Source organism: Gemmobacter megaterium (assembly GCF_900156815.1).
GTDB classification, from domain to species: Bacteria; Pseudomonadota; Alphaproteobacteria; order Rhodobacterales; family Rhodobacteraceae; genus Wagnerdoeblera; species Wagnerdoeblera megaterium.
The window spans coordinates 17,491-42,511 of the sequence record NZ_FTOT01000003.1 but is presented as its reverse complement, the minus strand read 5'-3'; the positions used below and the strand labels follow the sequence as shown (position 1 = coordinate 42,511).

Annotated in this window: 19 protein-coding genes; 12 read left to right on the top strand and 7 right to left on the bottom strand. The window is 65.0% G+C overall.

Annotation, left to right across the window (positions count from 1 at the left end; all coding sequences use genetic code 11):
• Positions 1-173 precede the first annotated feature (173 nt).
• The 6 genes from BW970_RS08870 to BW970_RS08845 all read left to right on the top strand — a co-directional run bounded on the left by BW970_RS08870 (position 174) and on the right by BW970_RS08845 (position 7,291).
• The gene (locus BW970_RS08870; RefSeq protein WP_076530344.1) at positions 174-1,502 is read left to right on the top strand and encodes a 3-hydroxyacyl-CoA dehydrogenase; all 1,329 of its coding nucleotides are present in this window, start codon (positions 174-176) and stop codon (positions 1,500-1,502) included.
• A gap of 59 nt (positions 1,503-1,561) precedes the next feature.
• A complete protein-coding gene (locus BW970_RS08865) occupies positions 1,562-2,890 on the top strand; it encodes an acyl-CoA dehydrogenase family protein (RefSeq protein ID WP_229740475.1) in 1,329 nt (442 codons plus the stop codon).
• Position 2,891: 1 nt separating this feature from the next.
• Entirely contained in the window at positions 2,892-3,665 is a 774-nt protein-coding gene (locus BW970_RS08860; protein ID WP_076530342.1) for an SDR family NAD(P)-dependent oxidoreductase, read from the top strand.
• Positions 3,666-3,807: 142 nt separating this feature from the next.
• Positions 3,808-5,010, top strand: a complete 1,203-nt coding sequence (locus BW970_RS08855; RefSeq protein WP_076530340.1) for an acetyl-CoA C-acyltransferase — start codon at positions 3,808-3,810, stop codon at positions 5,008-5,010.
• A 19-nt stretch (positions 5,011-5,029) separates the two neighbouring features.
• Complete coding sequence (locus BW970_RS08850) at positions 5,030-6,217, top strand: acyl-CoA dehydrogenase family protein (RefSeq protein ID WP_076530338.1); 1,188 nt, start codon at positions 5,030-5,032, stop codon at positions 6,215-6,217.
• Between the two features lie 3 nt (positions 6,218-6,220).
• Positions 6,221-7,291: an acyl-CoA dehydrogenase family protein gene (locus BW970_RS08845; RefSeq protein WP_076530336.1), complete on the top strand. Its 1,071-nt coding sequence runs from the start codon at positions 6,221-6,223 to the stop codon at positions 7,289-7,291.
• A 44-nt stretch (positions 7,292-7,335) separates the two neighbouring features.
• On the opposite strand, the gene yghU is transcribed toward BW970_RS08845, so the two are convergent.
• The gene (gene yghU / locus BW970_RS08840; RefSeq protein WP_076530335.1) at positions 7,336-8,208 is read right to left on the bottom strand and encodes a glutathione-dependent disulfide-bond oxidoreductase; all 873 of its coding nucleotides are present in this window, start codon (positions 8,206-8,208) and stop codon (positions 7,336-7,338) included.
• A 708-nt stretch (positions 8,209-8,916) separates the two neighbouring features.
• On the opposite strand from yghU, the gene BW970_RS08835 reads away from it, so the two are divergent.
• From BW970_RS08835 to BW970_RS08820, 4 genes are all read left to right on the top strand, one after another.
• Positions 8,917-10,446, top strand: a complete 1,530-nt coding sequence (locus BW970_RS08835; RefSeq protein WP_144038928.1) for an ABC transporter substrate-binding protein — start codon at positions 8,917-8,919, stop codon at positions 10,444-10,446.
• A gap of 126 nt (positions 10,447-10,572) precedes the next feature.
• A complete protein-coding gene (locus BW970_RS08830) occupies positions 10,573-11,556 on the top strand; it encodes an ABC transporter permease (RefSeq protein ID WP_076530333.1) in 984 nt (327 codons plus the stop codon).
• Between the two features lies 1 nt (position 11,557).
• Positions 11,558-12,511 carry an ABC transporter permease gene (locus BW970_RS08825; protein WP_076530332.1) on the top strand — a complete coding sequence of 318 codons (954 nt, stop codon included), beginning with the start codon at positions 11,558-11,560 and terminating at the stop codon, positions 12,509-12,511.
• Positions 12,508-14,145, top strand: coding sequence for an ABC transporter ATP-binding protein (locus BW970_RS08820; protein WP_076530330.1), 1,638 nt, complete (start codon positions 12,508-12,510; stop codon positions 14,143-14,145). Before BW970_RS08825 ends, BW970_RS08820 begins: the two co-directional genes overlap by 4 nt.
• 39 nt (positions 14,146-14,184) lie before the next feature.
• Here the strand turns inward: BW970_RS08820 and BW970_RS08815 are convergent, their stop codons facing one another.
• The 4 genes from BW970_RS08815 to BW970_RS08800 all read right to left on the bottom strand — a co-directional run bounded on the left by BW970_RS08815 (position 14,185) and on the right by BW970_RS08800 (position 19,335).
• Positions 14,185-15,756 carry a class I adenylate-forming enzyme family protein gene (locus tag BW970_RS08815; RefSeq protein ID WP_076530328.1) on the bottom strand — a complete coding sequence of 524 codons (1,572 nt, stop codon included), beginning with the start codon at positions 15,754-15,756 and terminating at the stop codon, positions 14,185-14,187.
• Positions 15,757-15,796: 40 nt separating this feature from the next.
• Entirely contained in the window at positions 15,797-16,729 is a 933-nt protein-coding gene (locus BW970_RS08810) for an NAD(P)H-dependent flavin oxidoreductase (protein ID WP_076530326.1), read from the bottom strand.
• A 132-nt stretch (positions 16,730-16,861) separates the two neighbouring features.
• The gene (locus BW970_RS08805; protein ID WP_076530324.1) at positions 16,862-17,941 is read right to left on the bottom strand and encodes a ParB/RepB/Spo0J family partition protein; all 1,080 of its coding nucleotides are present in this window, start codon (positions 17,939-17,941) and stop codon (positions 16,862-16,864) included.
• A 2-nt stretch (positions 17,942-17,943) separates the two neighbouring features.
• Complete coding sequence (locus BW970_RS08800) at positions 17,944-19,335, bottom strand: AAA family ATPase (protein WP_076530322.1); 1,392 nt, start codon at positions 19,333-19,335, stop codon at positions 17,944-17,946.
• A gap of 488 nt (positions 19,336-19,823) precedes the next feature.
• Here BW970_RS08800 and BW970_RS08795 point away from each other — a divergent pair, with 488 nt between their 5' ends.
• Positions 19,824-21,011 carry a replication initiation protein gene (locus BW970_RS08795; RefSeq protein WP_076530319.1) on the top strand — a complete coding sequence of 396 codons (1,188 nt, stop codon included), beginning with the start codon at positions 19,824-19,826 and terminating at the stop codon, positions 21,009-21,011.
• A gap of 19 nt (positions 21,012-21,030) precedes the next feature.
• Here the strand turns inward: BW970_RS08795 and BW970_RS08790 are convergent, their stop codons facing one another.
• Positions 21,031-21,786, bottom strand: coding sequence for an SDR family NAD(P)-dependent oxidoreductase (locus BW970_RS08790; protein ID WP_076530317.1), 756 nt, complete (start codon positions 21,784-21,786; stop codon positions 21,031-21,033).
• Between the two features lie 272 nt (positions 21,787-22,058).
• Between BW970_RS08790 and BW970_RS08785 the strand changes: the two genes are divergently transcribed.
• Positions 22,059-23,684 (top strand): long-chain-fatty-acid--CoA ligase, encoded by a 1,626-nt coding sequence (locus tag BW970_RS08785; protein ID WP_229740474.1) that lies wholly within the window; start codon positions 22,059-22,061, stop codon positions 23,682-23,684.
• A gap of 45 nt (positions 23,685-23,729) precedes the next feature.
• Here BW970_RS08785 and BW970_RS08780 read toward each other — a convergent pair whose 3' ends face one another.
• Positions 23,730-24,944, bottom strand: coding sequence for a metallochaperone AztD (locus BW970_RS08780; protein WP_076530315.1), 1,215 nt, complete (start codon positions 24,942-24,944; stop codon positions 23,730-23,732).
• Positions 24,945-25,021 lie beyond the last annotated feature (77 nt).

The following is a 25,021-nucleotide window of genomic DNA, read 5'->3' as shown; positions in this document are numbered from 1 at the left end:
CGCGCAGCCCCCGAAACGGCCAGGGGCCGAAAATTTCACTTGTCGGATCTGTTGGCATACCGTAATCCTGACATGTGTCAGGAATCCGCGCCAGACCCGGCCCAGGGCGGCACTCCTGCGCGCAACGGCACCGGGCCATCGGCGCCGCGCCTTCCCCGGACGAAAGTGGACACATGCCGACACCGCCCCAGAATGCCGATGCAGCCACCCATATCGCCAAGGCCACACGCCTGGCCGCCGTGGTCGATGGCCTGGCGGCCGCGCCATCCCGCCTGCGCCCGGTTTTGTCGGTCGGGATCATCGGCGCTGGCACGATGGGCGGCGGCATCGCGATGACCTTTGCCAGCGCGGGCATCCCCGTGACACTTGTCGAAACCGCGCCCGAGGTGCTGGATCGGGGCGTGTCCATAGTCCGGCGCAACTATCAGGCCAGCGCCGACAAGGGCCGGTTCCCCCAATCCGAGGTCGAGACCCGCATGGCGCGCCTCACGCCCGCGCTCGATATGGCGGCACTGGCCGACTGTGATCTGATCATCGAAGCCGTGTTCGAGAACATGGATCTGAAAACCCGCATCTTCGCCCGCCTCGACAGCATCGCTAAGGACGGGGCCATCCTGGCCACCAACACCTCGGCGCTGGACATAGACCAGATCGCCGCGGCCACCCGCCGCCCGCAGGATGTGATCGGGCTGCATTTCTTCTCGCCCGCCAACGTTATGAAACTGCTGGAAATCGTCCGGGCGGAACAGACGGCTGACGATGTGGTCGCCACCTGCATGGACCTTGCGGGGCGCATCGGCAAGGTGCCGGTTCTGGTTGGCGTCTGCGACGGGTTCGTCGGAAACCGGATGCTCGCCGCACGCCGGGAACAGGCCAACCGCCTGCTGTTCGGCGGGCTGATGCCATGGGACATCGACGCCGCCATAACCGGGTTCGGTTTCAAGATGGGGCCATATCAGATGTCCGACCTGGCCGGGCTGGACATCGGCTGGACCACGGGCGCCAAGACCCACAGCCCCATCCGCGACGCGCTGTGCGAAATGGGTCGGCGCGGACAGAAAACCGGCGCGGGATTCTACGATTATGACGACCAGCGCCGCGCCACACCATCGGACGTCACCGCCCGCCTGATCCGCAAGATGACCGGCGCCGCGCCGACCACCTTGCCCCCCGACGAGATCGTCGAAACCCTTCTGGCCCCGATGGTCAACGAAGCTGTCAGGATTCTCGAAGAGAACAAGGCCCAGCGACCCTCGGATATCGACGTGGTCTGGCTGAACGGCTACGGCTTCCCGCCCGACAAGGGCGGGCCGATGTTCTGGGCGGACCGGATCGGCGCCGGGCCATTGCTGGCGCGCATGGAACGTCTGGCCAAGGACGATCCGGCCTGCGCCCCCGCACCCACCTTGCGCCGATTGGCGCAGGACGGCGGATCGTTCCTTGATCTGGACCTTGGCGGGCTGGTCACACGGCGCACGCCCGGCGCAACGGTGGACCCATGACGCCGAAGTGCAAGCCGGACTGAAGAACAGATGACGCCGTGGAACGGGAGGAAACCGGAATGACCCACGCCACCGACACGCAGCGACCGGGCAGCACGGACACGCTGAACAATCTGGCCATGTCAGAGGGCGCCCGCCCCCTGCTGAACAAGGTCATCGTGCATGTTGCCGAACATTGCGAACCGGCCTGGCGCGAATACGAACGCCTGGGGGCAACGCGCAAGGAACGTTTCTCCTATGCGCCCGGCCAACTGGAGATCCTGGAGACACTCAAGTCGCGGGCCAAATCCGAAGGTCTGTGGAACTTCTTCCTGCCGAATGCCGACACGGGCGAGGGGCTGTCCAACCTCGACTATGCCTATATCGCCTTCGAGCTTGGCAAGAACCCCTTGGCCGCGCAGTCGCTGAACTGCTCGGCCCCCGATACGGGCAATATGGAAGTGCTGGAACGTGTCGGCACCCCCGCGCAAAAGGACAGGTGGCTCAAGCCGCTTCTGGCCGGGGAAATCCGGTCCGCCTTTGCGATGACAGAGCCGGATGTGGCCTCGTCGGATGCGCGCAACGTCTCCACCCGTGCGGTGCTGGACAACGGCCAATGGGTGATCAACGGCGAGAAATACTACATTTCCGGTGTCGGCGATCCGCGCTGCAAGATCATGATCGTGATGGTCAAGACCTCGCCCGATGCCGAGACCTTCCGCCAGCAAAGCCAGATCCTGGTGCCCGTCGACACACCCGGCGTGGAAATCCTTGGGCCGATGAACGTGTTTGGCCACGACGACGCGCCGCACGGGCATATGCACATCCGGTTCAACAATGTCCGTGTGCCCGAAGATCATATCCTGTGGGGCGAAGGGCGCGGGTTCGAGATCAGCCAGCTTCGGCTGGGGCCAGGGCGGATACACCATTGTATGCGGTCGATCGGGGCGGCGGAAAAGGCGCTGGATCTGATGATTGCACGCGGGGTCTCGCGGCAGGCATTCGGCAAGCGGATCATTGATCTGGGCAAGAACATGGAAACGATCAGCCGCGCCCGGATCGAGATCGAGGCCATGCGCCTCATGGTGCTCAAGGCGGCGCGGGCAATGGATGTGCTGGGCAACAAGGAGGCTCGCGTCTGGGTCTCCATGATCAAGGCGATGGTGCCCGAAAAGTGCTGCCAGATCATCGACCAGGCCATCCAGCTTCATGGCGCGACAGGGATCAGCCAGTGGACCGACCTGCCCGAGATGTACATCAAGCAGCGCACCCTCCGGCTGGCCGACGGCCCGGACGAGGTGCACCACGCCGTTGTCGCCCGCGCCGAGCGCAGGGCGTTCGAAACGTCAAACGCGCGGCAGGCCGCAGCGGGCACCCGCCGCCATGGCACCGTGTCCGAAGGACCGTGACATGGGCCAGCTCTTCGATCTGACCGGCAAGGTCGCGCTGCTGACCGGCGCCTCGCGCGGCATGGGGCGGGAAATGGCGCTGGCCCTGGCGCATCATGGCGCGACGGTGATCCTCTCTGCCCGCAAGCAGGACCAGTTGGATGCCACCGCAGCAGAGATCAACCGGGCCTGCGGTGCTGCCCGGGCGCATGGTGTGGCCGCCAATGCCGGGCGGCACGAGGATCTGGTCGCGCTGGTCGAACGGGCGCACGCCCTTGCGGGGCCGGTGGACATACTGGTCGGCAACGCTGGCGTGAATGTACACTATGGGCCGATTTCCGACATAGCCGACGCCTCCTATGAAAAGATCATGCAGACGAATGTGCAGGCCAATCTGTGGCTTGCGCGGCTGGTGGTGCCCGACATGATCGCGCGCGGCGCAGGGTCGATGATCTTTACCGCCAGCGTCGGCGCCTTCAAACCTTCGCCGACGCTGGGCCTCTATGGCATCTCCAAGCTGGCGTTGATCGGGCTGGTGCGCAACCTGGCGCTGCACTACGGGCCGCAGGGGGTGCGGGCGAATGCGATCTGCCCCGGCGTCGTGCGCACCGAATTCGCCCGCGCGCTGTGGGACAGTCCCGAAGCCGCAGAACGCGCCCGCACCCAGATTCCCCTGCGCCGCTTTGGAGAGCCACAGGATTTCGGCGGAACGGCGGTGTTTCTGGCCTCCGAGGCCAGCAGCTACATGACCGGACAGGCGCTGACGCTATGCGGCGGCACCCATATGTGGACCTGAGGCCCAGGGATGCAGGTTGCAGGCAGCATCGCCATCGTCACAGGGGCCGCAGGCAGGATCGGCGGACCACACACGCCGAACCGCCAGTTCAACCCCGCGCCTTCCACAGCGCCGGACCCACAGGATTGAGGAGGATCCCCCGATGCGCGACGCCCTGATCGTCTCGACCGCGCGCACCCCGATCGGCAAAGCCTATCGCGGCGCATTCAACACCACCCAGGCGCAGGCCCTGATCGGCCATGCGGTGCACCATGCCGTGGCCCGTGCCGGGCTGGACGGCCCCGAAATTGCCGATTGCATCATCGGCTGCGCGATCCAGCAGGGCTCTGCCGGGGGAAATATCGGGCGCCAGGCGGCAATCCGCGCCGGTCTGCCCACCTCTGTCGCCGGCATGTCGCTCGACCGGCAATGCGCCAGCGGGATGATGGCGATTGCCACCGCAGCCAAGCAGATCGTGCATGACGGCATGGATGTGGTGATCGGCGGCGGGGTGGAATCGGTCAGCCTGGTGCAGAACCAGAACATCCGCCAGGACCACCGCACCGACCCCTGGATCGTGGAGCATTGCCCCGACCTGTACATGACGATGCTGGAAACCGCCGAGATCGTGGCCGACCGCTACGGCATCCGCAGGGAAGATCAGGATGCCTATGCCCTGCGATCCCAGCAGCGCACCGCCGCTGCCCAGGCCGCCGGGCGGTTCGATGCCGAAATCGTGCCGATGACCACCACCATGGCGGTAACAGACCGGCAGACAAAAGAGCGGTCCTTCCGCCAGATCACCCTGGATCGTGACGAAGGCAACCGCCCCGACACCACACTGGACGGGCTCGCGGCCTTGGAGCCGGTGTTCAAGGACGGCCAGCGCATCGCCAAAGGGGCGCATATCACGGCGGGCAACGCCTCGCAGCTTTCCGATGGCGCTTCGGCCTGCGTCCTGATGGAGGCGGCCGAGGCCGGGCGCCGCGGATTGCACCCGCTTGGCCGCTATGTCGGCGTCATGGCCGCCGGGCTGGACCCTGACGAAATGGGCATCGGCCCTGTCCACGCCGTGCCCCGCCTGCTGAAGGCCCATGGCCTGAAGATGGACGACATCGGCCTTTGTGAACTGAACGAGGCCTTCGCCTGTCAGGTGCTGTATTCCGCGCACAAGCTGGGCATTCCCGATGACCTGCTGAACGTCAACGGCGGCGCCATCGCCATCGGGCATCCCTATGGCATGTCGGGCGCGCGCATGGTCGGCCATGCCCTGATCGAGGGCAAACGCCGGGGCGCGCGCTATGTCGTTTGCACGATGTGCGTGGGCGGCGGCATGGGTGCGGCCGGATTGTTCGAAGTTCTCTAGGATCAATGGGACGCAAGAGATGGACTTGACCTTTACCGATCACGAGCGCGCCTTTCAGACCGAGGTCCGCGACTTTCTCGCCACCAACCTGCCCGCGCATATCACCGCCGCCGTGCGCGCAGGGGTAGAACTCCCCCGCGAGATCTATCAGGAATGGCACGAACTGCTGGGCCGCAAGGGGTGGCTGGGGGCCACATGGCCGCGCGAATACGGTGGCCCCGGCTGGACCCCGGTAGAGCGGTATATCTTCGACGTCGAATGCAGCCGCGCCAATGCGCCGCGTGTCGTCGCCTTTGGGCCGCATATGCTCGGCCCGGTCATCATCGAATTCGGCAATGACCGGCAAAAGGCCGAAATCCTGCCGCGCATCCTGTCTGGCGAGGACTGGTGGGCACAGGGCTATTCCGAACCGGGGGCGGGGTCGGATCTGGCCAGCCTGAGAACCCGTGCCGACCGGGACGGGGACCACTACATCCTGAACGGACAAAAGACCTGGACCACATTGGGCCAGCACGCCAACCGCATCTTTTGCCTGGTCCGCACGACACAGGGCGGCAAGCCGCAAGAGGGCATCAGCTTCGTCCTGGCAGATATCGACACACCCGGAATCGAGGTCCGGCCCATCCGCCTGATCGAAGGCGGGCACGAGGTGAACGAAGTCTTTTTCGACAATGTCCGCGTGCCGGTGGACAATCTGGTCGGCGAAGAAAACAAGGGCTGGACCATCGCCAAGTTCCTGCTCACCCATGAACGCACGAACATTGCCGGTGTCGGCATTTCGATGCAGGCCTTGGACGAGCTGAAGGCCCTGGCGCGGCGGATGCGCCGCAAAGGCCGCCCGCTGATCGAGGATCCGCTGTTCGCCGCCCGCATCGCGCGGGTGGAAACCGATCTCGAAGCGATGAAGATCACCAATCTGCGAATGCTGTTCCGTGCCCAGAAACAGGGCCATCCGGGGCCGGAAACCTCGATCCTCAAGATCAAGGGCACGCTGGTCAACCAGGAACTCCGCGACCTCGCCCGTCGCGCGCTTGGCCCGCTGGCCGCCCCCTTTCCCGGTTCAGTCGGCGAAACCAACCTGATGTTCGGCCCCGAGAACAGCGAAACCAACGCAGCCACCTACTTCAACAACCGCAAGACCTCGATCTTCGGTGGATCGAACGAGATCCAGCGCAACATCCTGACCAAGACCATGCTGGGGCTGTGAACCATGAATTTCGACCTGACCGAAGACCGGCGGATGCTGTCGGACACGCTGACCCGCTATCTGGCCGACCGCTATGCCATCGGGGATCGCAGCCGCACCGCCTATGCCGCCCCGTTCCACGATCCCGACCGCTGGACCGAACTGGCCGAACTGGGCATGGCCGGGGCGCTTGTCCCCGAAACGGCGGGCGGGTTTGGCGGCACCGGCTTTGACATTGCCGTGCTGTTCGAGGCACTGGGGCGGGCGCTGTGCCCCGAGCCCTTTCTGGGCACGCTGCTGGCCAGCCGCCTGATGCTGGCCGCCGATGCCGACCAGGCGCAACTGATCAGCGGCGCGCGACGGTTTGCCGTCGGCCTGGCCGAAATCGACGCTCCCTATGACATCGGGCACATCGCCAGCACCGCGCGGCGCACCGGCGACGGCTATTGTCTGACCGGGCGCAAGACGGCCGTCTATGGCGGCCAGGCTGCGGATGAATTCCTGCTGGTGGCGCTGCTGGACGGCGCGCCCGCGGTGTTCCGGGCCGATGCGGCGGCGGTCACGGTTGTGGGCTATGGCATGATCGACGGCGGCGGCGCGGCCGAAGTGCTGATGGAGGACAGCCCCGCCACCCTGCTGCTGGACAACGCCACCGCCGCGATCACTGGCGCCGTGACCGCCGGGCGGCTGGCGCTCTGTGCCGAGGCGGTCGGCGCGATGGATGCGGCCTATGCGATCCTGCTGGACTATCTCAAGACCCGCAAACAGTTTGGCGTCGTGATCGGCAGCTTTCAGGCCCTGCAACACCGCACCGTCGATCTGCTTATGGAAATAGAGCAGGCCCGGTCGATCACCATTGCCGCCGCAGCCGCCCTGGACGGCCCCGACGCGGCATTGAAATCGGCAATGGCCAAGACCCTGATCGGCCGCGCCGCGCGGCTGGTGGCCGAAGAAACCATCCAGATCCATGGCGGCATTGCCATGACCTGGGACTATGCCGCCTCGCACTATGCCAAGCGGCTGATCATGCTGGACCACCAACTGGGCGATACCGACCACTGCCTGGACGAGGTGATGCAAAGCTACACGGCCTGAGCGGGCCGCGACGGTCGGCGCCCTAGGGCGCCGACCCCTGCGGATCACTCGGGCTTGGCAGTGCCGATCCGGTCTTCGGTGCGGGTGTCGAAATCCGATGCGTCATGCCGTTCGCGCAGTTGTTCCGACGGATCGCCGCTGACGCGGTTCACCATGCGCCCCCGGCGCACGGCCGGGCGCGCCATCAACTCGTCGGCCCAGCGTATGACGTTCTCGTATTCGTGCACCGACAGGAATTCCCCCGCACCATACAGCCAACCCTTCACCATCCCGCCATACCAGGGAAAGATGGCGATATCGGCGATGGTATACTCCGCCCCGGCAATGAACCGGCTTTCACCCAGCCGCCTGTTCAACACATCAAGCTGCCGCTTCACCTCCATCGAAAAGCGGTCGATGGCATATTCGAATTTCTCTGGCGCATAGGCATAGAAATGGCCGAACCCGCCGCCCAGATAGGGTGCACTGCCCATCTGCCAGAACAGCCACGACAGACATTCCGCGCGATCCGGGCCCGCGGCGGGCAGCAAGGCGCCGAACTTTTCCGCCAGATACATCAGGATCGCACCGGATTCGAACACCCGCACCGGCGCGGCGCCGGAACGGTCCAGCAGGGCCGGTATCTTGGAATTGGGGTTCACCCCCACAAAGCCCGACGAAAACTGCGCGCCGTCACCGATATTGATCAGCCAGGCGTCATACTCCGCTCCGGCATGGCCCAGGGCCAGCAGTTCCTCCAGCAGAATGGTGACTTTCTGGCCGTTCGGCGTGCCCAGCGAATACAACTGCATCGGATGGCGCCCGACCGGCAGCTCCGCCTCATGCGTGGCGCCGGCGACCGGACGGTTGATAGTGGCGAAACGCCCGCCGTTCTGGCGGTTCCATGTCCAAACGGGGGGCGGCGAATAGCCTGTCATCGCGGGTTTCCTGATCCTGTTGCGGGTACCGCCAGCCAGCCAAGCACCTCGGCATGTCTTCGGGCGGCAACGCGCGCAGGATGGCCCATTCCGCGCAGGGCTTGAACCCCCTGCAACGCACCCCGGCCCGCCGCACCTCACCGGCCGGGCAGGTCCCGGCGCACAGGGATGCCGGAATGACCAGAAATGCAATTCAACTGCACGCATTAAAACGGTCGTTTGCAAACAGATGCAATCAACGGAACAGCCCCGCCATCCATGCGATTCCCCCTGCTTTTGTTGATCAGAACCTTGCCGAACGCCCCCCCGCACCGCACCGCGCCGGACCGGAGTCGCCAAACAGAAGACACCATTCCAAGACATCCCTGATATGTGCAAAATGTCACTATTTCAGATATTACAGAATTGATGCCAAGCATTTCCAAGGCACATGCCAGGCCCGCATCATCGCTGGATGGTGTCGCACAGGCCGCCGCAGCGCGGGAACACCCAGGCGCGGGCCATGGTCGCGGGCACTTCACCACCTGCCGTCGCGGCAACCAGACAGGGAATGGCAGTGGGGTGGACTTGCATAGTAATCGGGCGACTGCCAAACTGCTGCACCATAATGCAGCGGGGCAAACCCGCGCTTGTCGATGCAACCCGGAGGGAAACCGCGTGACGTTCAAACTGACACATATCTGTGCCGTGCTGCTGGCCACCAGCGCCATGACCGGCGCCGCCGCCGCCGAAACCCTGCGGTGGGCCAAGGCCGCCGATGCCACCACGCTGGATCCCCATGCGCAAAACCTGGGGACCAACCACAATTTCCTGCATCACATCTATGAAACGCTGGTGAACCGGAACGTCGCGGGCGAACTGACGCCGCGCCTGGCGACCGAATGGTCCATCAAGGAAGGCTCGCCCAATGTCTGGGTGTTCAAGCTGCGCCAGGGTGTGAAATTCCACGACGGGGCCGATTTCACCGCCGAAGACGTCGTGTTCTCGCTCGACCGCGCGCGCTCGGACAAGTCGAACATGCGCCAGTTGCATGTCGGCATCGACAAGGTTGTCGCCATCGACGACTACACCGTCGAAGTCCACATGAAGGGGCCGTCGCCTCTGTACCCCAACAACCTGACCAACACCTTCATCCTGGACAAGGGCTGGGCCGAGGCGAAAAACGTGGTCGAGGTGCAGGACTATGCCGCCGGCGCCGACAACTATGCCGTGCGCAACACCAACGGCACCGGCCCCTATACCCTCACCACGCGTGAGGTCGATGTGCGCTCGGTCATGTCCTATTTCGACGGGCATTGGGGCGAAAAGCCGGTCGTGACGGAAATCGTCTATCTGCCCATCGCCGAAAACGCGACCCGCGTTGCCGCGCTGCTGTCGGGCGAGGTCGATTTTGTCCAGGACGTGCCGGTGCAGGACGTGACCCGCCTGCAATCCAGCGCAGGCATCACCGTCACCACCGGGCCGGAAAACCGCGTCATCTACTTCGGCTACCGTTTCGGCGATCAGCCGTTGAAATCCTCGAACGTGACGGACAGCAACCCGTTCAACAACCCGCTGGTGCGCGAAGCCGTCCACCTTGCCGTTGACCGCGACGCCATCCAGCGCGTCGTTATGCGCGGCATGTCGATTCCCGCAGGCGTTGCCATGCCGCCCTTCGTGAACGGCTGGACCAAGGAACTGGATGCCTACCCGGCCGTCGATGTGGACAAGGCCAAGGCCCTGCTGGCCGAAGCCGGGTATCCCAACGGCTTCAGCGTCACACTCGACACGCCCAACAACCGCTATGTCAACGACGAGGCGATCAGCCAGGCGCTGGTCGGTATGCTGGGCCGGATCGGCATCCAGGTCACGCTGGCCTCGCGCCCGGTGGCACAGCATTCGCCGCTGATCCAGGCCAATGACACCGACTTCTACATGCTGGGCTGGGGCGTCCCGACCTTTGACTCGGCCTATGTGTTCAACGATCTGGTCCACAGCAAGGAAGGCAGCTACGGCGCCTATAACGGCGGGCTCTATTCCAACCCCGAGCTGGACGCCAAGATCAAGTCGCTGGAAACCGAGGTCGATCTGGACAAGCGCAACGCGACCATCGCAGAGATCTGGGCCAAGGTGCAGGAAGATCGCGCCCTGCTGCCGATCCACAATCAGGTGCTGGCCTATGCGACCCGCACCGGCGTTGAAATCGCCGTGCACCCGGAAAACAGCCCGCTGATGATGGACGTCTCCATCAAGAAATAAACGGGGTCCACCTGTTGCGGCCTGTCGCCCCCCTACCGGGCGCCAGGCCGTTTTCCTATCCGGGGCCGCGACGCCGCCGATGCCCCTCCCCCCTTTCGACCACGTCGAACCGCAGGGATTCCCAACATGTTCGCCTTCATCCTCAGGCGCCTCCTCCAGTCCGTTGTCGTGATGCTGGTGGTTGCGCTGATTGCTTTTCTGATCTTCCGCTATGTCGGCGATCCGATCGTCTCGATGGCCGGGGTTGAAACCCGGATCGAGGATCAAGAGATCATGCGCGACCGCCTGGGCCTGAACGATCCGTTCTATGCCCAGTTCTGGACCTTTCTGTCGAATGCCGTCCAAGGCGAATTCGGCATCTCGTACCGGCTGCAACAGCCTGTGCTGCGGCTGATCTCCGAACGCCTGCCGGCCACGCTGGAACTGGCCTTCGTCTCGGCCACGCTGGCGCTGGTGGTGGGCGTTCTGCTGGGCATCTTCACCGCGCTGCGCGCCCGCAGCCTGCTGTCGGGGGCCATCATGGCGGTGTCTCTGGTCGGGGTGTCATTGCCGACATTCCTGATCGGGATTGGCCTGATCTATATCTTTGCGGTTGAACTTCAATGGCTTCCGTCCTTTGGCCGGGGCGAAACGGTGGCCATCGGCCCGTGGCGCACCGGATTCCTGACCGATTCCGGGCTGAAATCGCTGATCCTTCCGGCCATCACCCTGTCGCTGTTCCAGATGACACTGATCATGCGCCTTGTCCGGGCCGAGATGCTGGAGGTGCTGCGCACCGACTACATCCGCTTTGCCCGCGCGCGCGGCCTGCCCGAAAAGGTGATCAACTTCCGCCACGCGCTCAAGAACACCATGGTTCCGGTGATCACCATCACGGGCCTGCAACTCGGTTCGGTCATCGCCTTCGCCATCGTCACCGAAACCGTCTTCCAGTGGCCCGGCGTCGGATCGCTGTTCATCACCTCGGTTCAGGCCGTCGATGTGCCGGTGATGGCCACCTATCTGATGTTCATCGCCTTCGTCTTTGTCGTGATCAACCTGATCGTCGACATCCTGTACTACCTCGTCGATCCGCGCCTGCGCGTCGACAGCCGCCGCGGAGGCCACTGACATGTCCGACCCCATGCAGATCGCGCCCGCAACCGCGCCCAAGACGCGCTGGCAGCGTATTGTGGACAGCGACATCTTCTTTTCCTACACCCGTTCGCCGGTCACGATCATCGCCTCTCTGGTGGCGCTGATGCTGGTCCTGATGGCCGTGCTGGCGCCCTGGATCGCGCCGCATACCCCGTTCGACCCCTCCACCATCGAGTTGATGGATGGCTTCACCGCACCGATGGGCGACTCCTTCTCGGGCAAGTCCTATCTGTTCGGCACCGACGACCAGGGCCGCGACCTGCTGTCAACCATCATGTACGGCTCGCGCGTGTCGCTGTTCGTCGGGTTTTCCGCCACGCTGTTCGCAATGGTCCTGGGCATCTCGCTGGGATTGGCCGCTGGCTATCGTGGCGGAATGCTGGACACGGTGATCATGCGCATTGCCGATGTACAGCTGTCCTTCCCCGCCATCCTGATCGCGCTGCTGATCTTTGGCGTCGCCCGCGGCCTGATCCCGCCGGAACGCCAGGAAAACACCGCCATATGGGTGCTGATTCTGGCCATCGGCCTGTCGAACTGGGCGCAATTCGCCCGCACCGTGCGCGGCACCACCATGGTGGAACGGCAAAAGGATTATGTGTCCGCCGCCCGCCTGCTGGGCCGCCATCCCCTGGCCATCGTCACCCGCCATGTCCTGCCCAACGTGCTGGGCCCGGTGCTTGTCATCGCCACCATCAGCCTGGCGCTGGCCATCATCGAAGAGGCGACGCTGTCCTTTCTCGGTGTCGGCGTACCACCCACCCAGCCCAGCCTGGGCACCCTGATCCGTATCGGCCAGCGGTTCCTGTTCTCGGGTGAATGGTGGATTCTCGCCTTCCCCGCCTTCACGCTGATCCTGCTGGCGCTGTCGGTCAACCTGTTGGGCGACTGGCTGCGCGATGCCCTGAACCCGAGGCTGCGCAAATGAGTGCCCCGATCCTTTCCGTTCGCAACCTCGTGGTGGATTTTCCGCTGCGCCGGGGCAATTTCCGCGCGCTGGATGGTGTCAGCTTTGACATCGCCCCCGGCGAGGTGCTGGGCGTGGTGGGCGAATCCGGCGCAGGCAAGTCGATGACCGGCAGCGCCGTGATCGGCCTGCTGGAACCGCCCGGCCAGATCACCAGCGGCGAGGTCCACCTGACCGGCCAGCGCATCGACACCCTGCCCGCCGCCGAACTGGCCCGCCTGCGTGGCAAACGCATCGGCATGGTGATGCAGGATCCGCTCACCTCGCTCAACCCGCTGTTCACCGTGGGCGAGCAGTTGATCGAGACGATCCGCCAGCATATGCCGCTGTCCGAGGACGAGGCCCGCGCCCGCGCCATTTCCCTGCTGGAAGAGGCGGGCATCCCCCGCGCCGCCGAACGCATCAACGCCTATCCGCACCAGTTCTCCGGCGGGATGCGCCAGCGCGTCGTCATTGCGCTGGCCATCGCGGCCGATCCCGAACTGGTCATCGCGGATGAACCGACCTCGGCGCTCGATGTGTCGGTCCAGGCCCAGATCATCAAGGTTCTCAAGGACTTGTGCCAGCGGCGCGGCACCGCGATCATGCTGATCACCCATGACATGGGGGTCATCGCCCAGATCGCCGACCGCATCATGGTGATGAACGCGGGCAAGGTGGTGGAAACCGGCACCGTCGCCAATATCATCAAGCACCCGCAAGAGGAGTACACGATCCGCCTGATCGCCTCGATCCCGACGATCAGCCGCACCGGCGACGCCCCCCCCGCGCGCGAGGACCAGGGCGGCGCCTCCTATGTCGAGGTTTCGCATCTGGTGCGCGACTTCGACATGGGCGCCACCATCGTGGACCGCATCCTGCGCCGCCCTGCCAACCTGTTCCGCGCCGTCAACGATGTGTCCTTCCGCATCCGCAAGGGTGAAACCTATGGCCTTGTCGGCGAAAGCGGCTCGGGCAAATCCACCTGCGCCCGCATGATCGCCGGACTGATCGAGCCCACTTCGGGCAGCGTCAAGGTGGCCGGTCAGGATGTCTGGGCCGGCAGCGAAGGCGCCCGCGCCCGCCGTCGCGCCGTGCAGATGATCTTTCAGGATCCCTATGCCAGCCTCAACCCCCGCTGGCGCGTCGGCAACATCATCGCCGAACCGATCCGGGTGCTGGGTCTGGCCCAGACGGCCTCCGAGGTCGAGGACCGTGTGGCAGACCTGCTGCGCAAGGTCCGGCTGGATCCCATCGTCATGCGCAAGTTCCCGCATGAATTCTCGGGCGGCCAGCGCCAGCGCATCGCCATTGCCCGCGCGCTGTCCAGCCAGCCCGAATTCATCGTCTGCGACGAACCCACCTCGGCGCTGGATGTATCTGTGCAGGCGCAGGTGCTGGATCTGATGGCAGAGTTGCAGCAGGAATTCGGCCTGACCTATCTGCTGATCAGCCACAACCTGGCCGTGATCCGGCAGATGGCCACCGATGTGGGCGTGCTCCACAATGGCGTTCTGGTCGAAAGCGGGCCGGTGGATGCGATCTTTGACCATCCGCAGGCGGAGTACACCAAGGTGCTGCTGGATGCCGTCCCCGATCTGGCCGCCATCGACTGAACCACGCGGCGCCCTTGGCGGGGCGCCGATCACCCCGGCTCAGGCCCTGCGGTCATAGGCGGACAGTGCCGCGCGGATGGCGGCCTTGTCCACCTTTCCATTGGCGTTGCGCGGCAGCGGGTCGTCGGAAATATCCAATGTTTCCGGCACCTTGTAATCCGACAGCCGCTCCTGGCACCAGTGGATCAGCGCCTTGGCGCTGACCTCGCCCCGCGCGGACACGCGGGCATGGACCCGTTCCCCCAGCACCGGACAAGGCCGCGCCACCGCCGCCGCCTCGACCACAAGCGGATGATCCGCCAGCACATTTTCCAGCTCTGCCGAATAAATCTTGAAACCACCGCGATTGATCATGTCCTTGGCGCGGTCCAGCACCCGGACAAATCCTTCGGCATCGGCCATGCCCACATCGCCCGACCGCCAGAACCCCCCGACAAAGCTTTTGGCCGTCGCGTCGGCGTTGTTCCAATATCCCGGCACAATGGTTGGCCCCGCCAGCCAGATTTCCCCTTCGGTCCCCGGCGGCACCTCCTGCCCGGCGTCATCCATGATGCGCACCACCGTGCCGGGCAAGGCACAGCCCACATAGTCCCGCCGCGCAATGGCATGGTCAGGCGGCGTGATCAGCGGCGCCACCACCGTTTCGGTCGCGCCATAGCAATTGGCAAAGCGCAGGCCCGGCACCGCCTCGGCCAACTGCCGGATGGTCGGCTCCGGCATCGGCGCCCCGCCATAGGCCGCAAGCCGCCACGCGCCCAGATCCCGCGCCGCAAAGTCGGGCCGCAGCAGGCACAGATTGTACATGGCAGGCACCATCAGCGTGAAGGTCATCCGCTCTGCCTCGGCCAGATCAAGGAAATCTGCCGCGCGGAAATTCTCCATCACGATCAGCGTGGCCCCTGCCCGCACCGGGGCGCAGATCATGCCCGAAATCCCGGTCAGATGGTTCAACGGCACTGTCGCCACCGCCCGATCCGCCGCCGTCAGGCCCAGTGCGGCCTCGTAATACATCGCGGCGTGGATCTGGGCCAGATGGGTCAGCATCGCCCCCTTGGGCTGCCCCGTGGTGCCTGACGTATGCAGGATCAGCGCCACCTCCTCCTCTCCCGGCAATGCGGCCAGCGCGGGCAGTGCCCCCCTGCCCTGCCCCAGCGCGCCGAAGGCCACCGACGGACAAGCCCCATCCGGCACCAGCGCGGCCAGCGCCGCATCATGCACCACCAGCCGCGCCGTGGTGTTGCCAATGACATACCCGACCTCGGCCGCCGCCGACCGGACAGAGACCGGCACCGCCACAGCCCCCAGCCGGAACAGCGCGAACAATGTGATCACAAAATCCGGCCGATTGCCCATGACCATGACCACACGGTCGCCCAAGGCCACACCCAGCGCAGACATGGCACCGGCCACGCGATCCACCTCTGCCGACACCTCGGCCCAGGTGAACCGCCCCCCTGCCCCCACCAGCGCCTCGGCCTGCGGCGCCCGGTTCACGGTCTGCTGGAACAGGGCGTACAGGTTGCGCGGCCGCTCACGGAAACAAGCGACCACCCGGCTGCCATAATGCACCTCGTCCCGCATCGGCGGAAAGTCCTGCGGGTTCCAGCTCATCGGCGTGTTCTCTCCGGCACCTCGCATGACCCACACCCCGTCATGCGGCAAAGGGATCCTGCGCCGCCGCCTGCATTGCGGCCCGATATTCCGCGATCAACCGCGCGCACAGATCGGCCGCAGCCGGCAGATCAGAAATGCCGCCCACCCCCTGCCCCGCCGACCAGATACCACTCCACGCTCTGGCATCCGTCAAGGCGCGCAGATCTGCGTGATCGGGTAGATTGTCCGGGTCCAGCCCCACCGCGACCAGAGACGGGCGCAGAAAGTTGGCATTCACCCCCGAGACAGCCGCCGTATAGACAATATCCGCCATCCGCGACTCCAGCATCATCTGCTTTTGCGCGTCGGGCACCCCGGCCTCGCGGGTGGCGATGAACCGGGTGCCAAGATAGGCCAGATCGGCCCCCATCATGCGGGCGGCTGCGATCTGTGCCCCGGTGTTGATCGCCCCGCCCAGAATGATCGTGCCGTCAAAGACCTGCCGGATCTCGCTGACCAGGGCAAACGGGCTGATCGCACCAGAATGCCCCCCAGACCCGGCGGCCACCGCGATGATGCCATCCACACCCGCCTCGGCCGCCTTTTCGGCGTGGCGACGGCTGATCACGTCGTGGAACACCACACCGCCGTAAGAATGCACCGCCTGCACCACCTCGGTCGAGATGCCAAGCGCGGTGATCACCAGCGGCACCTTGTGGGCCACCACCTCGGCCAGATCCGCCTGCAATCGCGGATTGGACTTGCGCACGACAAGGTTGACGCCATAGGCCGCAGCATCGGGGCGCAAGCGGGCGCCGATCTCGTCCAACCAGTCCACAAACCCCGCCGTGCTGCGCTGGTTGAGCGAAGGAAACGTACCGATCACACCCGCGTTGCAGCATTCCACCACCAGATCAGGGCCAGAGGTCAGGAACATCGGCGACGCAATGGCTGGCACGCGCAGCCCGCCCAATGACAGGGGTAGTGGCATGATATCCTCCGCTTGGGGCCGGTCGGCACTGTCCGCACAACCGATCATGCGGGCAGGGTAGGCAAGCCGCCGATCGGGAGTCAATCAGATTGTCAGACAATCCGCCCCTCCCTGGCCCTGCCGGGTCGGCGATCAGTCGGGCCGATCCAGAAGGCGCTGCAGCTCTCGGACCAGGGTTTCGACCAACTCGCGGTCGGCGCGACGGGGGCCGCCCAGCCGGATGGACCAGCCGCGCGAATCCTCCTGCGATTCAATGACAAAGCCAGAGGTTGCAACCGCACGAGGGCCCGGCGCGCGTTTGGGGCGCCCCCCCTTGCGCGGATCGGGCGCAGGGTTGGCAAGCTGGTCCAGAACCTCGGCAATCAGGGCGGCCTCGTCCTCGGCGGATTTCGGATCCTGCTGCGCCAGCGCCTCGCGCAGATCGGCCTCGGCGCCGTCCCGCAGCGCCTGTGCCAGCCGGAGCCCATCCTTTTCACGGATCAGGTCGGGGAACTTCAGCATATCGCCCAACTCTTCGAAGATCAGCGCAAAGGAGCGGATCTTTGAGCGTTTTGCCTTGGAGGCGACGGGAAACAACGCCTCGACCGCAGCTTCGGCATTGGCAAAGGCGCCCTGCTGCGCCGCGATCACCGCGATGCGGCCGCGCTCGTACTGGCTGAGGGCGGCGCGGATTTCATTCTCTTCGATCATTGCGGCAAAGGCACCGCCCATCGCCTCTGGCGTGCGGATGACCGCCTTGATCCGGTCATAGCGGCCATCGCGATTCAGGTCGCGCAAGGCCCGGACGGCCATCAGGCGGCGGTACCCCGACAACAGGCCCCAAGGCCGCGCCTGACCCGGACGGGCAAAAACCTCGATCGGCAGGCGCAGGCCGTTGCGCGCGATGGCGGCTTGCAACTCTTCCAGCTCGGCGGCGTCGATGATCAGCCGGTCGCGGACCAGGGCGTCGGCCTCGATCTCGTCCAGGGGAAGTTCCTGCATCACCAGACCACGGCCCTGGGCATCGCGAAAGGCCAGCGCCTCTGCCTTGTCGCGGGCAGCTTCGGCCCGGATCTCGGCAGGGCGCGGATCATGGGCTGCGGCGGTTTCGGCAGCGATCTGGGCGATGGGCGCCACCGCGCTGCGTGGGCCAGAGGTTTCGCGGCGAAACTCCTCCTCCATCCGCTGAAGATCATCGCTGGAGGGCACCTCCAGATTGCGGCGTTTGGCCATGCTCAGCCCTCCTTTGCCAATTGCTGATCGCGCCACCATGTCCCGAGGATCACTTCCTTGACCTCTGCCCAGGTGCGATCAAAGGTCTCTCGGCCACGAACGTAGGTATCACGATTGAAGTCGCGGTAATCGGTCTCATAGATACCCGATACCTGTTCGCCAGCCTGCCCGACCATCACGGTCATCTCTTGCCGATAGGTCGTCATGAAGTCGCCGAAATAGGCCTGAATCACATTGCCCAGATCGGCCTGCTGCGCCGGATCGAATCGGGTGACAAGCGCGCGGACCGCATCCCATTCGAACCGCATCTCTGGCAGGCCATCGGCGCGGCGGGCGCGGTTCTCGCCGTCTTCGATGCTGGCGAAGGTGGAATAGATCATGTCAAAGAACCGGCCCGTCGAATCGAATTCCAGAAACGACGCGCCAAGCGGCACCAGCAGGATATCGGCAGCCGACAGGGCGTTGATGGTAAGGTAGCCAAGCGCGGGCGGCGTATCGAGCAGAATGATGTCGTAATCATCGAGCAGCCCCCCATCCGACAAGGCATTCGTCAGCGCGTCCCACAGCGCCCAGTTGCGCAACTGCATCCGCCAGACCGGCACCTGGAATTCCGCCCAATAGAGGTTGAGCTGCGCCCCGATCAGGTCGATGTTGGGCCAATGCGTGCGTTGGACCAGGTTTCGCGGCGAAACCTCCAGCGCCTCTGTCAGTGTTTCATCAAAGGGAATCGCGGCCTGACCCGCCGCCAGCCTGACACGGTTTTCTTCCTGAACCCTTAACGCATAGTCCCGCGCCAGCAACGGGAACACCGTTTGCCATTCATCCTCGACCTTGCCACCCATGATCGAGGTCATGGAGCCCTGACTGTCCAGGTCGATCACCAGCACCTTGTACCCGTCCAGCGCGGCAGACATCGCCAGATGGGCGGCGGTGCTGGTCTTGCCCACGCCACCCTTGAAATTGGCGACAGCAACCACCTTGGCCGGAAGCCCCTCGGGCCGCCACGCGCGATACTCGCGGTCTTTCGCACCTTCGGTGGCGAAATGGTCGCGCAGCGCAAGCACTTCCTCCAGCGTGAACCATTTCGAACCGGCCTCGCCCTCGCCCTGCGGCAGGTCAGGGTGCTGGCGCAGCACGCGGCGCAGATGGGCCGGGTTGATGGGAATCAGATATTTGCACACCTCCCAGGTGGAGAATTTGCGCAAACGCTTGCGACCGTCAGGGGCATAGCCCCGGCGGGCCAGATCGTCCCGACCCCGTGCGGCAAAGGCAGCGGCCTTGGCAAAGCGGGCCGTATCAATCGGAGCGCCAAGCTTGCCCGCCGCCTGCGCGGGATCAATATTGAAATAGGGAGGGGTGTCTGTCTTGCCCGTCGGGCCCGATTTCTGTGCCATGGAACTGCTACATGTCCGCTGATCGGTGAGATGTTCGCCAGACTATGGCACATGCAGGGGGCATTGTGAATCATTCTTGCCCATATCGCTTGAAATACCCCTGACGCGCATCCGTGTTTGGTTTTCTTTCAGGATCTTTTGAATCTTTACGGAAAGAAAACCTATACTATGCAAATGGTTACAGAGATAAAGGTCTCCGCTTTCAGGACGAAAGGCACCCGATTCCGGGATAACGGGTCGCCGGATCCGGGGGAACAGGCGCCGATTCGCAGGAACAGGCCGATTTTGCGCCGAACAGGGCCTTATCAGAGCCTTTGGGCCAGGGCCATGCCCCGTCGTGATCCCGCAAACGGATACCTTTGCCGACGCCTGCGATCAACAGGAACCCGTTTGCAGGATGCCGGAAAGGTTCCCGGCGATCCCTTGCGCGCGGATACCTTTTGACGGATAGTCGCCCGGCATGTCGAATCGAGGCAGAAGGGCGGCGCATGGCCAAGGGTCCGGAACTGGACGACATTCCGCGCGACCGGCTGAGCGGCCCGTTGCGGCGCGGCGCGGTGAAAAAGCATGTTGCGGCCATTCATGTCTCGGGCAAGCTGACACTGTTGCAGCGCAAACTGTCGAATGTGCTGTTGCTGAACGCCTATGACACGCTGACCTCGCAGGCCAGGCACCAGATCGACGCGCGGACATTGTGCCTGATGATCGGCTATAATTCCAACGATATCGACACGCTGAAAGCGGCTCTGCGCGGCCTTGCAGAGACGGTGGCGGAATGGGACATGCTGGATGCCGACGGACAGCAGGAATGGGGCGTATCGGCGCTGCTGTCCTATGCCAAGCTGAAGGCGGGCGTCTGCGAATATGCCTATTCCCCGGCCCTGGCGGAAAAGCTGCATGACCCCAAGGTCTTTGCGCTGATCAACCTGAACATCCAGCGGCGGTTCACCAGCGGACATGCCCTTGCCCTGTACGAGAACTGTTATCGGTTCGTGCGGACGGGTTCCACCGGCTGGTGGACGCTGGATCTGTTCCGTCGCCTGATGGGGGTGGCGGACAGCCCGTATTACGACGAGTTCAAACATCTCAACGCCAAGATCATCAAGCCTGCCGTGGCAGAGGTGAACAAGACATCGAACATCATCGTCACGCCGGAGCTGCGCAAGTTGGGCCGGACTGTGACGGAGATCCGCTTCCGCATCGCAGAGAACCCGCAGCTCTCGATCCTGGACATCGACGACGGGGCAGGGCACCGCAACTCGGATGTCTATGCCCGGTTGCGCGCGCTTGGTGTGTCGGACCGGCTGGCGCGGCAGTGGATGACCGAACATGGCGAGGGGCATCTGCGCGCCAAGCTGGCCTATGTCGCGGGCCAGGATGGCGTGCGCAACGCGGTGGGCTATCTGACGCGGGTGCTGAAGGACGAGGCGGGCGTGCCGGCACCCGCGCCGCTGTCCCCCCGCGCCCGGCGGCTCGAACGGATCCGGGATCTGGCGGCTGCGCGCACGCCGACCCAGCGCGATGCGGACAAGCGGCTGTTCATGGCCCGTCTGGAAGGCGCCGCGCGCGACGATTTCGAGCGTCACGGCTGGATGTCGGCCCTGAATGCCGATGCGATCGTGACCTTCTGGCAAGAGGTGCATCCAGGCGCATTCGACGGGATCGAAACGGGCTGAGCCCCGCTGGCCGCCCCGGTCATGGCAACATGAGGCCGCCATCGACATGCAGGGTCTGTCCCGTGATATGGGCCGCCGCGTCCGATAGCAAAAACGCCACGGCCCCCGCAATATCCTGCGGCGTGCCAAGGCGCCGGTTGGGGGTGATGGCTGCGGCCTGGTCCATCGCGGCGCCAGAGGTGGCAGCATGGCCCGAGGGATCCTTGCGGGTAAAGCCGGGCGCCACACAATTCACCGTCACACCTTCGGGGCCCAGTTGCACGGCGAGCGATCTTGCCAGCGCCTCCAGCGCCGCCTTGGCGGCCGAGGTCGCAGGAAACAGCATCCCGTTGGTACCATGCAGATGCGCCACGAACGAGCTGATCGCCACGACCCGGCCACAGGACGACTGGCGCAACCGGGGCAGGGCGGCGGTGATCAGCCGGAAGAACGCCAACGGCATCGTCTGGAACGCGGCCAGCAGGTCGGCATCGCTCAACGTGTCGAAATCCGCGCGCTGCGCCCGTCCGGCATTGGAGACCAACTGATCCAGCCCCCCGAAGCGGTCCACCGCCGCCGCCACAAGCTGCGCCGGCAGGGCGGGGTCCGACAAATCTCCGGTCAGCGTGGCCACCTGGGCGCCCTTGGCGCGGGCCGCCCCGGCCACCAGGTCCAGCCCGGCGGCATTCGTTCCGGTGTGCAGCATCAGCGCCCTGTCCGGCGCTGCCAAGCTGCGCGCGATGGCGGCGCCGATGCCGCTGGCAGCCCCCGTGATCAGGATCGTGGTCCGGTGCATCGCGATACCCCCTGGTGCAGCCAAGCATGGAACCGGGGCCGGGTCCAGCGCCGCAGCCCCCGGATACGGTCCTGGCTTTCATCTTGCCCGAAATACCCTCGGGGGGTGAATGGCCCGGAACGGGCCAGAGGGGGGCAGACAGCCCCCCTTTCTGATCGACCATCCCGCTGCGGTGCGGCGTCAAGATGGGCCTTCACGTTCCAGCACGAGCGGCTATTCTACAACGCATGGTCGGTCCTGCCCAGCATCCGGCCCCGGAGGAGGACTATCCGATGCTGAATGGCCTGATGATGGATCGGCCCCTGTCGATCCCTGCCGTGATGGACTATGCCGCCGATGTGCACCCGGAGCGGCGGGTGGTGTCGTCGACTGTCGAGGGGGGCATCCACGACTACAGCTATGCGCAGGCGCGCGACCGCATTGCCCAGCTTGCCCATGCTCTTGTGGCCATGGGGGTGAAACCGGGCGACCGGGTGGCGACACTGGCCTGGAACGGCTATCGCCATCTGGAGCTGTATTATGCCATCGCCGGTATCGGCGCGGTCTGCCACACGATCAACCCGCGCCTGTTCCCCGACCAGATCGCATGGATCATGGGCCATGCCGAGGACAGCGTGCTGTTCTTTGATCTGACCTTTGTACCGCTGGTCACGGCGCTGCGCGACAGGATGCCCCCCGGCATCAGGCTGGTGGCGATGACCGATGCGGCGCACCGCCCGGATGTCGCCGATGTCGTGGTCTATGAGGATCTGCTGGCGGGCCAGTCAAGCCGCTACGACTGGCCCGACCTGCCAGAGGATACTGCTTCGGCGCTGTGTTATACATCGGGGACCACGGGCGACCCGAAGGGGGCGCTTTACTCTCATCGGTCCAGCCTGTTGCACAGCTTTTCGGTGGTGCTGGGCGCGCCGCGGTCCTTCGGGCGGGGGCAGCGCATCCTGCCCGTTGTGCCACTGTTTCATGTCAATGCCTGGGGGCTGCCCTATTCCGCGCCCTTGTCCGCGACCGATCTGGTGTTTCCGGGGCCACGCCTGGATGGCGCCTCGTTGTGGGACCTGATGCAGTCGCAGGGGGTGACGGCGGGGTGGGGTGTGCCGACCGTCTGGGCCGGGCTGATCGACGAGATGCGCAAGCGCGGGGCGAAACCTGCTGCGCTGCATACCCTGTTGATCGGCGGATCGGCCGTGCCGCCTGCCATGATCCGCGCGCTGGAATCGGAGTTCGGCGTCGAGGTGCTGCATGGCTGGGGCATGACGGAAATGAGCCCGGTCGGCACCGTCAGCCGGCCCGAGCCTGATCAGGACATGGAAACCCGCATCGCCGCGCGCATTCCGGCGGGCAAGCGGCTGTTCGGCGTCGATCTCAAGATCGTGGACGAGGAGGGCGCCCGGCAGCCCCATGACGGTGCGGCGAAGGGCGAATTGCTGGTGCGCGGCCCGGCGGTCATTTCGGCCTATTACAACGATGCCGCAGCCAACGCCAAGGCGTTCGACGCCGAGGGTTGGTTCCGCACCGGCGATGTGGCCCGGATCACGCCGCAGGGTGACTTGCTGATCGTGGATCGCACCAAGGATCTGATCAAGTCGGGGGGCGAGTGGATCTCGTCGATAGATCTGGAGAATGCGGCGGTGTCGCATCCTGCGGTGGCCATTGCGGCCGCGATTGCGGTCCCGCATCCGAAATGGGATGAACGGCCGCTGCTGGCGGTGGTGTTGCGGGCCGGGATGACGGTGAGCGAGGCCGAAATTCTGGCGCATATCGGCGCAACCATGGCGAAATGGCAGGTGCCGGATGCGGTGGCCTTTGTTGCGCAAATCCCGATGACCGCCACGGGCAAGATCTCGAAGAAGGATCTGCGCGTGCAGCTTGCCGATCATTATACCGGCACCGCCGGATGACGGGAACCGCGCGCCGGGCCCGTGTCGGCCCGGCGCGCGATTGTTTCAGTGATCGACGCCGCTGCCACCGACCACGGTGACATTGTAGGGGATGCCCTCGACGGCGATGGTGCCGATCTCGGACAGATCTGCGGTGGAGATGCGGCGCAGCAGCCCGGCGGCGGGGTCGGTGACGATCAGTTCATCCCCGGCCATCGCCAGACGCGGGCGCGGGTCGTTCCAATGGCCGTCCATCGAATAGGCGGCCGTCACCGATGCGCTGGCGGACAGTTCGGCGGCCAGCAGATCCACCCGGTGCAGCGTGCCATCCTCGGTCAGCACATAGCCCTGGGCGGGTTTCGCCGGATCAAGCACAAAGTCCACGCGGCGGAAGGGCAGGGCGATGCGGCGGAAATGCGGTTCGTCCACCGGATCGACGACGACAAGGCCATCGGCGCCATGGTTGCCCAGGAACACCTGCATCGCGGTGGACCCCAGCAGGGTGCCAGTCGTCACGCCTTCGGGCAGATCGGCGGGATAGGGCAACATGCGGTAGTCCGGGCCGCTGGCCCCGGCCGTGACCGCCAGCACACCTTCGCGGCATCCGGCGGCGAGATAGACCCCGGAGAACGCCTCGCCATGAATGGCGGTGCAGGTTGCCAGATCGCCCGCGGGGGTGCCATCGGCGTTGAAGGCTTGCAGGCCCAGCCGGGGCGGTGCGGCGTTGCCTTCGACCGGGGCATCCGAGGCGACGGTGGACAGCCAGCTTGTGCCAAGCGGCGCGACAAAGCCATGATGCGCCCGTGCCTGTGGAAACCTGACCGGGGCAATCTGGCCCTTGGCCAGTTGGGCGCTGTCGAGCACCTCGGCATAGCCGCCCCGATCATAGTTGATCACGACCTTGCCATCGTGATCGACCAGATGGAACGGGCGCGGTCCGGTCAGTACGGTGTCAAGCGCGGCGGGATCCGAGACCTTGATATCGGCATGATCGCCATGGGCGTGCAATTCGATGCCGCTGGACAGGAACTGCACCGTATCCGCATCGGACTGGACGGCGGCCACGACAGCACCATTGGCGACCGGGAACAGCTTGACCTGGCCCGTGGTGGCAAAGGTCCAGCGGTTTTCGGGGTGGTCCAGATCGAAGGCCGTGATCTGGCCGGCGGTGTGGTCGCCGACGAACACACGGAAATGGGTCAGGTCATCATGCGCCCAGGCGGCACCCGCCAGGGTCAGGGTCAGGGTCAGCGCGCTGGCGCTGGTGACATATCGCAACATCGGAGGCTCCTTGACAGATCATCGCTCGAATTAGTTACGTTATTACGTAATAAAATGATCGCCGCAACCCGTTGCGC

Excerpts from the sequence above, each read along its gene's own strand:
- BW970_RS08815 (WP_076530328.1), bottom strand. The coding sequence starts at position 15,756 with ATGAGCTGGAACCCGCAGGACTTTCCGCCGATGCGGGACGAGGTGCAT.
- yghU (WP_076530335.1), bottom strand. The coding sequence starts at position 8,208 with ATGACAGGCTATTCGCCGCCCCCCGTTTGGACATGGAACCGCCAGAAC.
- BW970_RS08845 (WP_076530336.1), top strand. The coding sequence starts at position 6,221 with ATGAATTTCGACCTGACCGAAGACCGGCGGATGCTGTCGGACACGCTG.
- BW970_RS08785 (WP_229740474.1), top strand. The coding sequence starts at position 22,059 with ATGCTGAATGGCCTGATGATGGATCGGCCCCTGTCGATCCCTGCCGTG.
- BW970_RS08835 (WP_144038928.1), top strand. The coding sequence starts at position 8,917 with ATGACCGGCGCCGCCGCCGCCGAAACCCTGCGGTGGGCCAAGGCCGCC.
- BW970_RS08825 (WP_076530332.1), top strand. The coding sequence starts at position 11,558 with ATGTCCGACCCCATGCAGATCGCGCCCGCAACCGCGCCCAAGACGCGC.
- BW970_RS08795 (WP_076530319.1), top strand. The coding sequence starts at position 19,824 with ATGGCCAAGGGTCCGGAACTGGACGACATTCCGCGCGACCGGCTGAGC.
- BW970_RS08870 (WP_076530344.1), top strand. The coding sequence starts at position 174 with ATGCCGACACCGCCCCAGAATGCCGATGCAGCCACCCATATCGCCAAG.
- BW970_RS08780 (WP_076530315.1), bottom strand. The coding sequence starts at position 24,944 with ATGTTGCGATATGTCACCAGCGCCAGCGCGCTGACCCTGACCCTGACC.
- BW970_RS08860 (WP_076530342.1), top strand. The coding sequence starts at position 2,892 with ATGGGCCAGCTCTTCGATCTGACCGGCAAGGTCGCGCTGCTGACCGGC.
- BW970_RS08805 (WP_076530324.1), bottom strand. The coding sequence starts at position 17,941 with ATGGCCAAACGCCGCAATCTGGAGGTGCCCTCCAGCGATGATCTTCAG.
- BW970_RS08790 (WP_076530317.1), bottom strand. The coding sequence starts at position 21,786 with ATGCACCGGACCACGATCCTGATCACGGGGGCTGCCAGCGGCATCGGC.
- BW970_RS08820 (WP_076530330.1), top strand. The coding sequence starts at position 12,508 with ATGAGTGCCCCGATCCTTTCCGTTCGCAACCTCGTGGTGGATTTTCCG.
- BW970_RS08850 (WP_076530338.1), top strand. The coding sequence starts at position 5,030 with ATGGACTTGACCTTTACCGATCACGAGCGCGCCTTTCAGACCGAGGTC.
- BW970_RS08855 (WP_076530340.1), top strand. The coding sequence starts at position 3,808 with ATGCGCGACGCCCTGATCGTCTCGACCGCGCGCACCCCGATCGGCAAA.
- BW970_RS08865 (WP_229740475.1), top strand. The coding sequence starts at position 1,562 with ATGACCCACGCCACCGACACGCAGCGACCGGGCAGCACGGACACGCTG.
- BW970_RS08800 (WP_076530322.1), bottom strand. The coding sequence starts at position 19,335 with ATGGCACAGAAATCGGGCCCGACGGGCAAGACAGACACCCCTCCCTAT.
- BW970_RS08830 (WP_076530333.1), top strand. The coding sequence starts at position 10,573 with ATGTTCGCCTTCATCCTCAGGCGCCTCCTCCAGTCCGTTGTCGTGATG.
- BW970_RS08810 (WP_076530326.1), bottom strand. The coding sequence starts at position 16,729 with ATGCCACTACCCCTGTCATTGGGCGGGCTGCGCGTGCCAGCCATTGCG.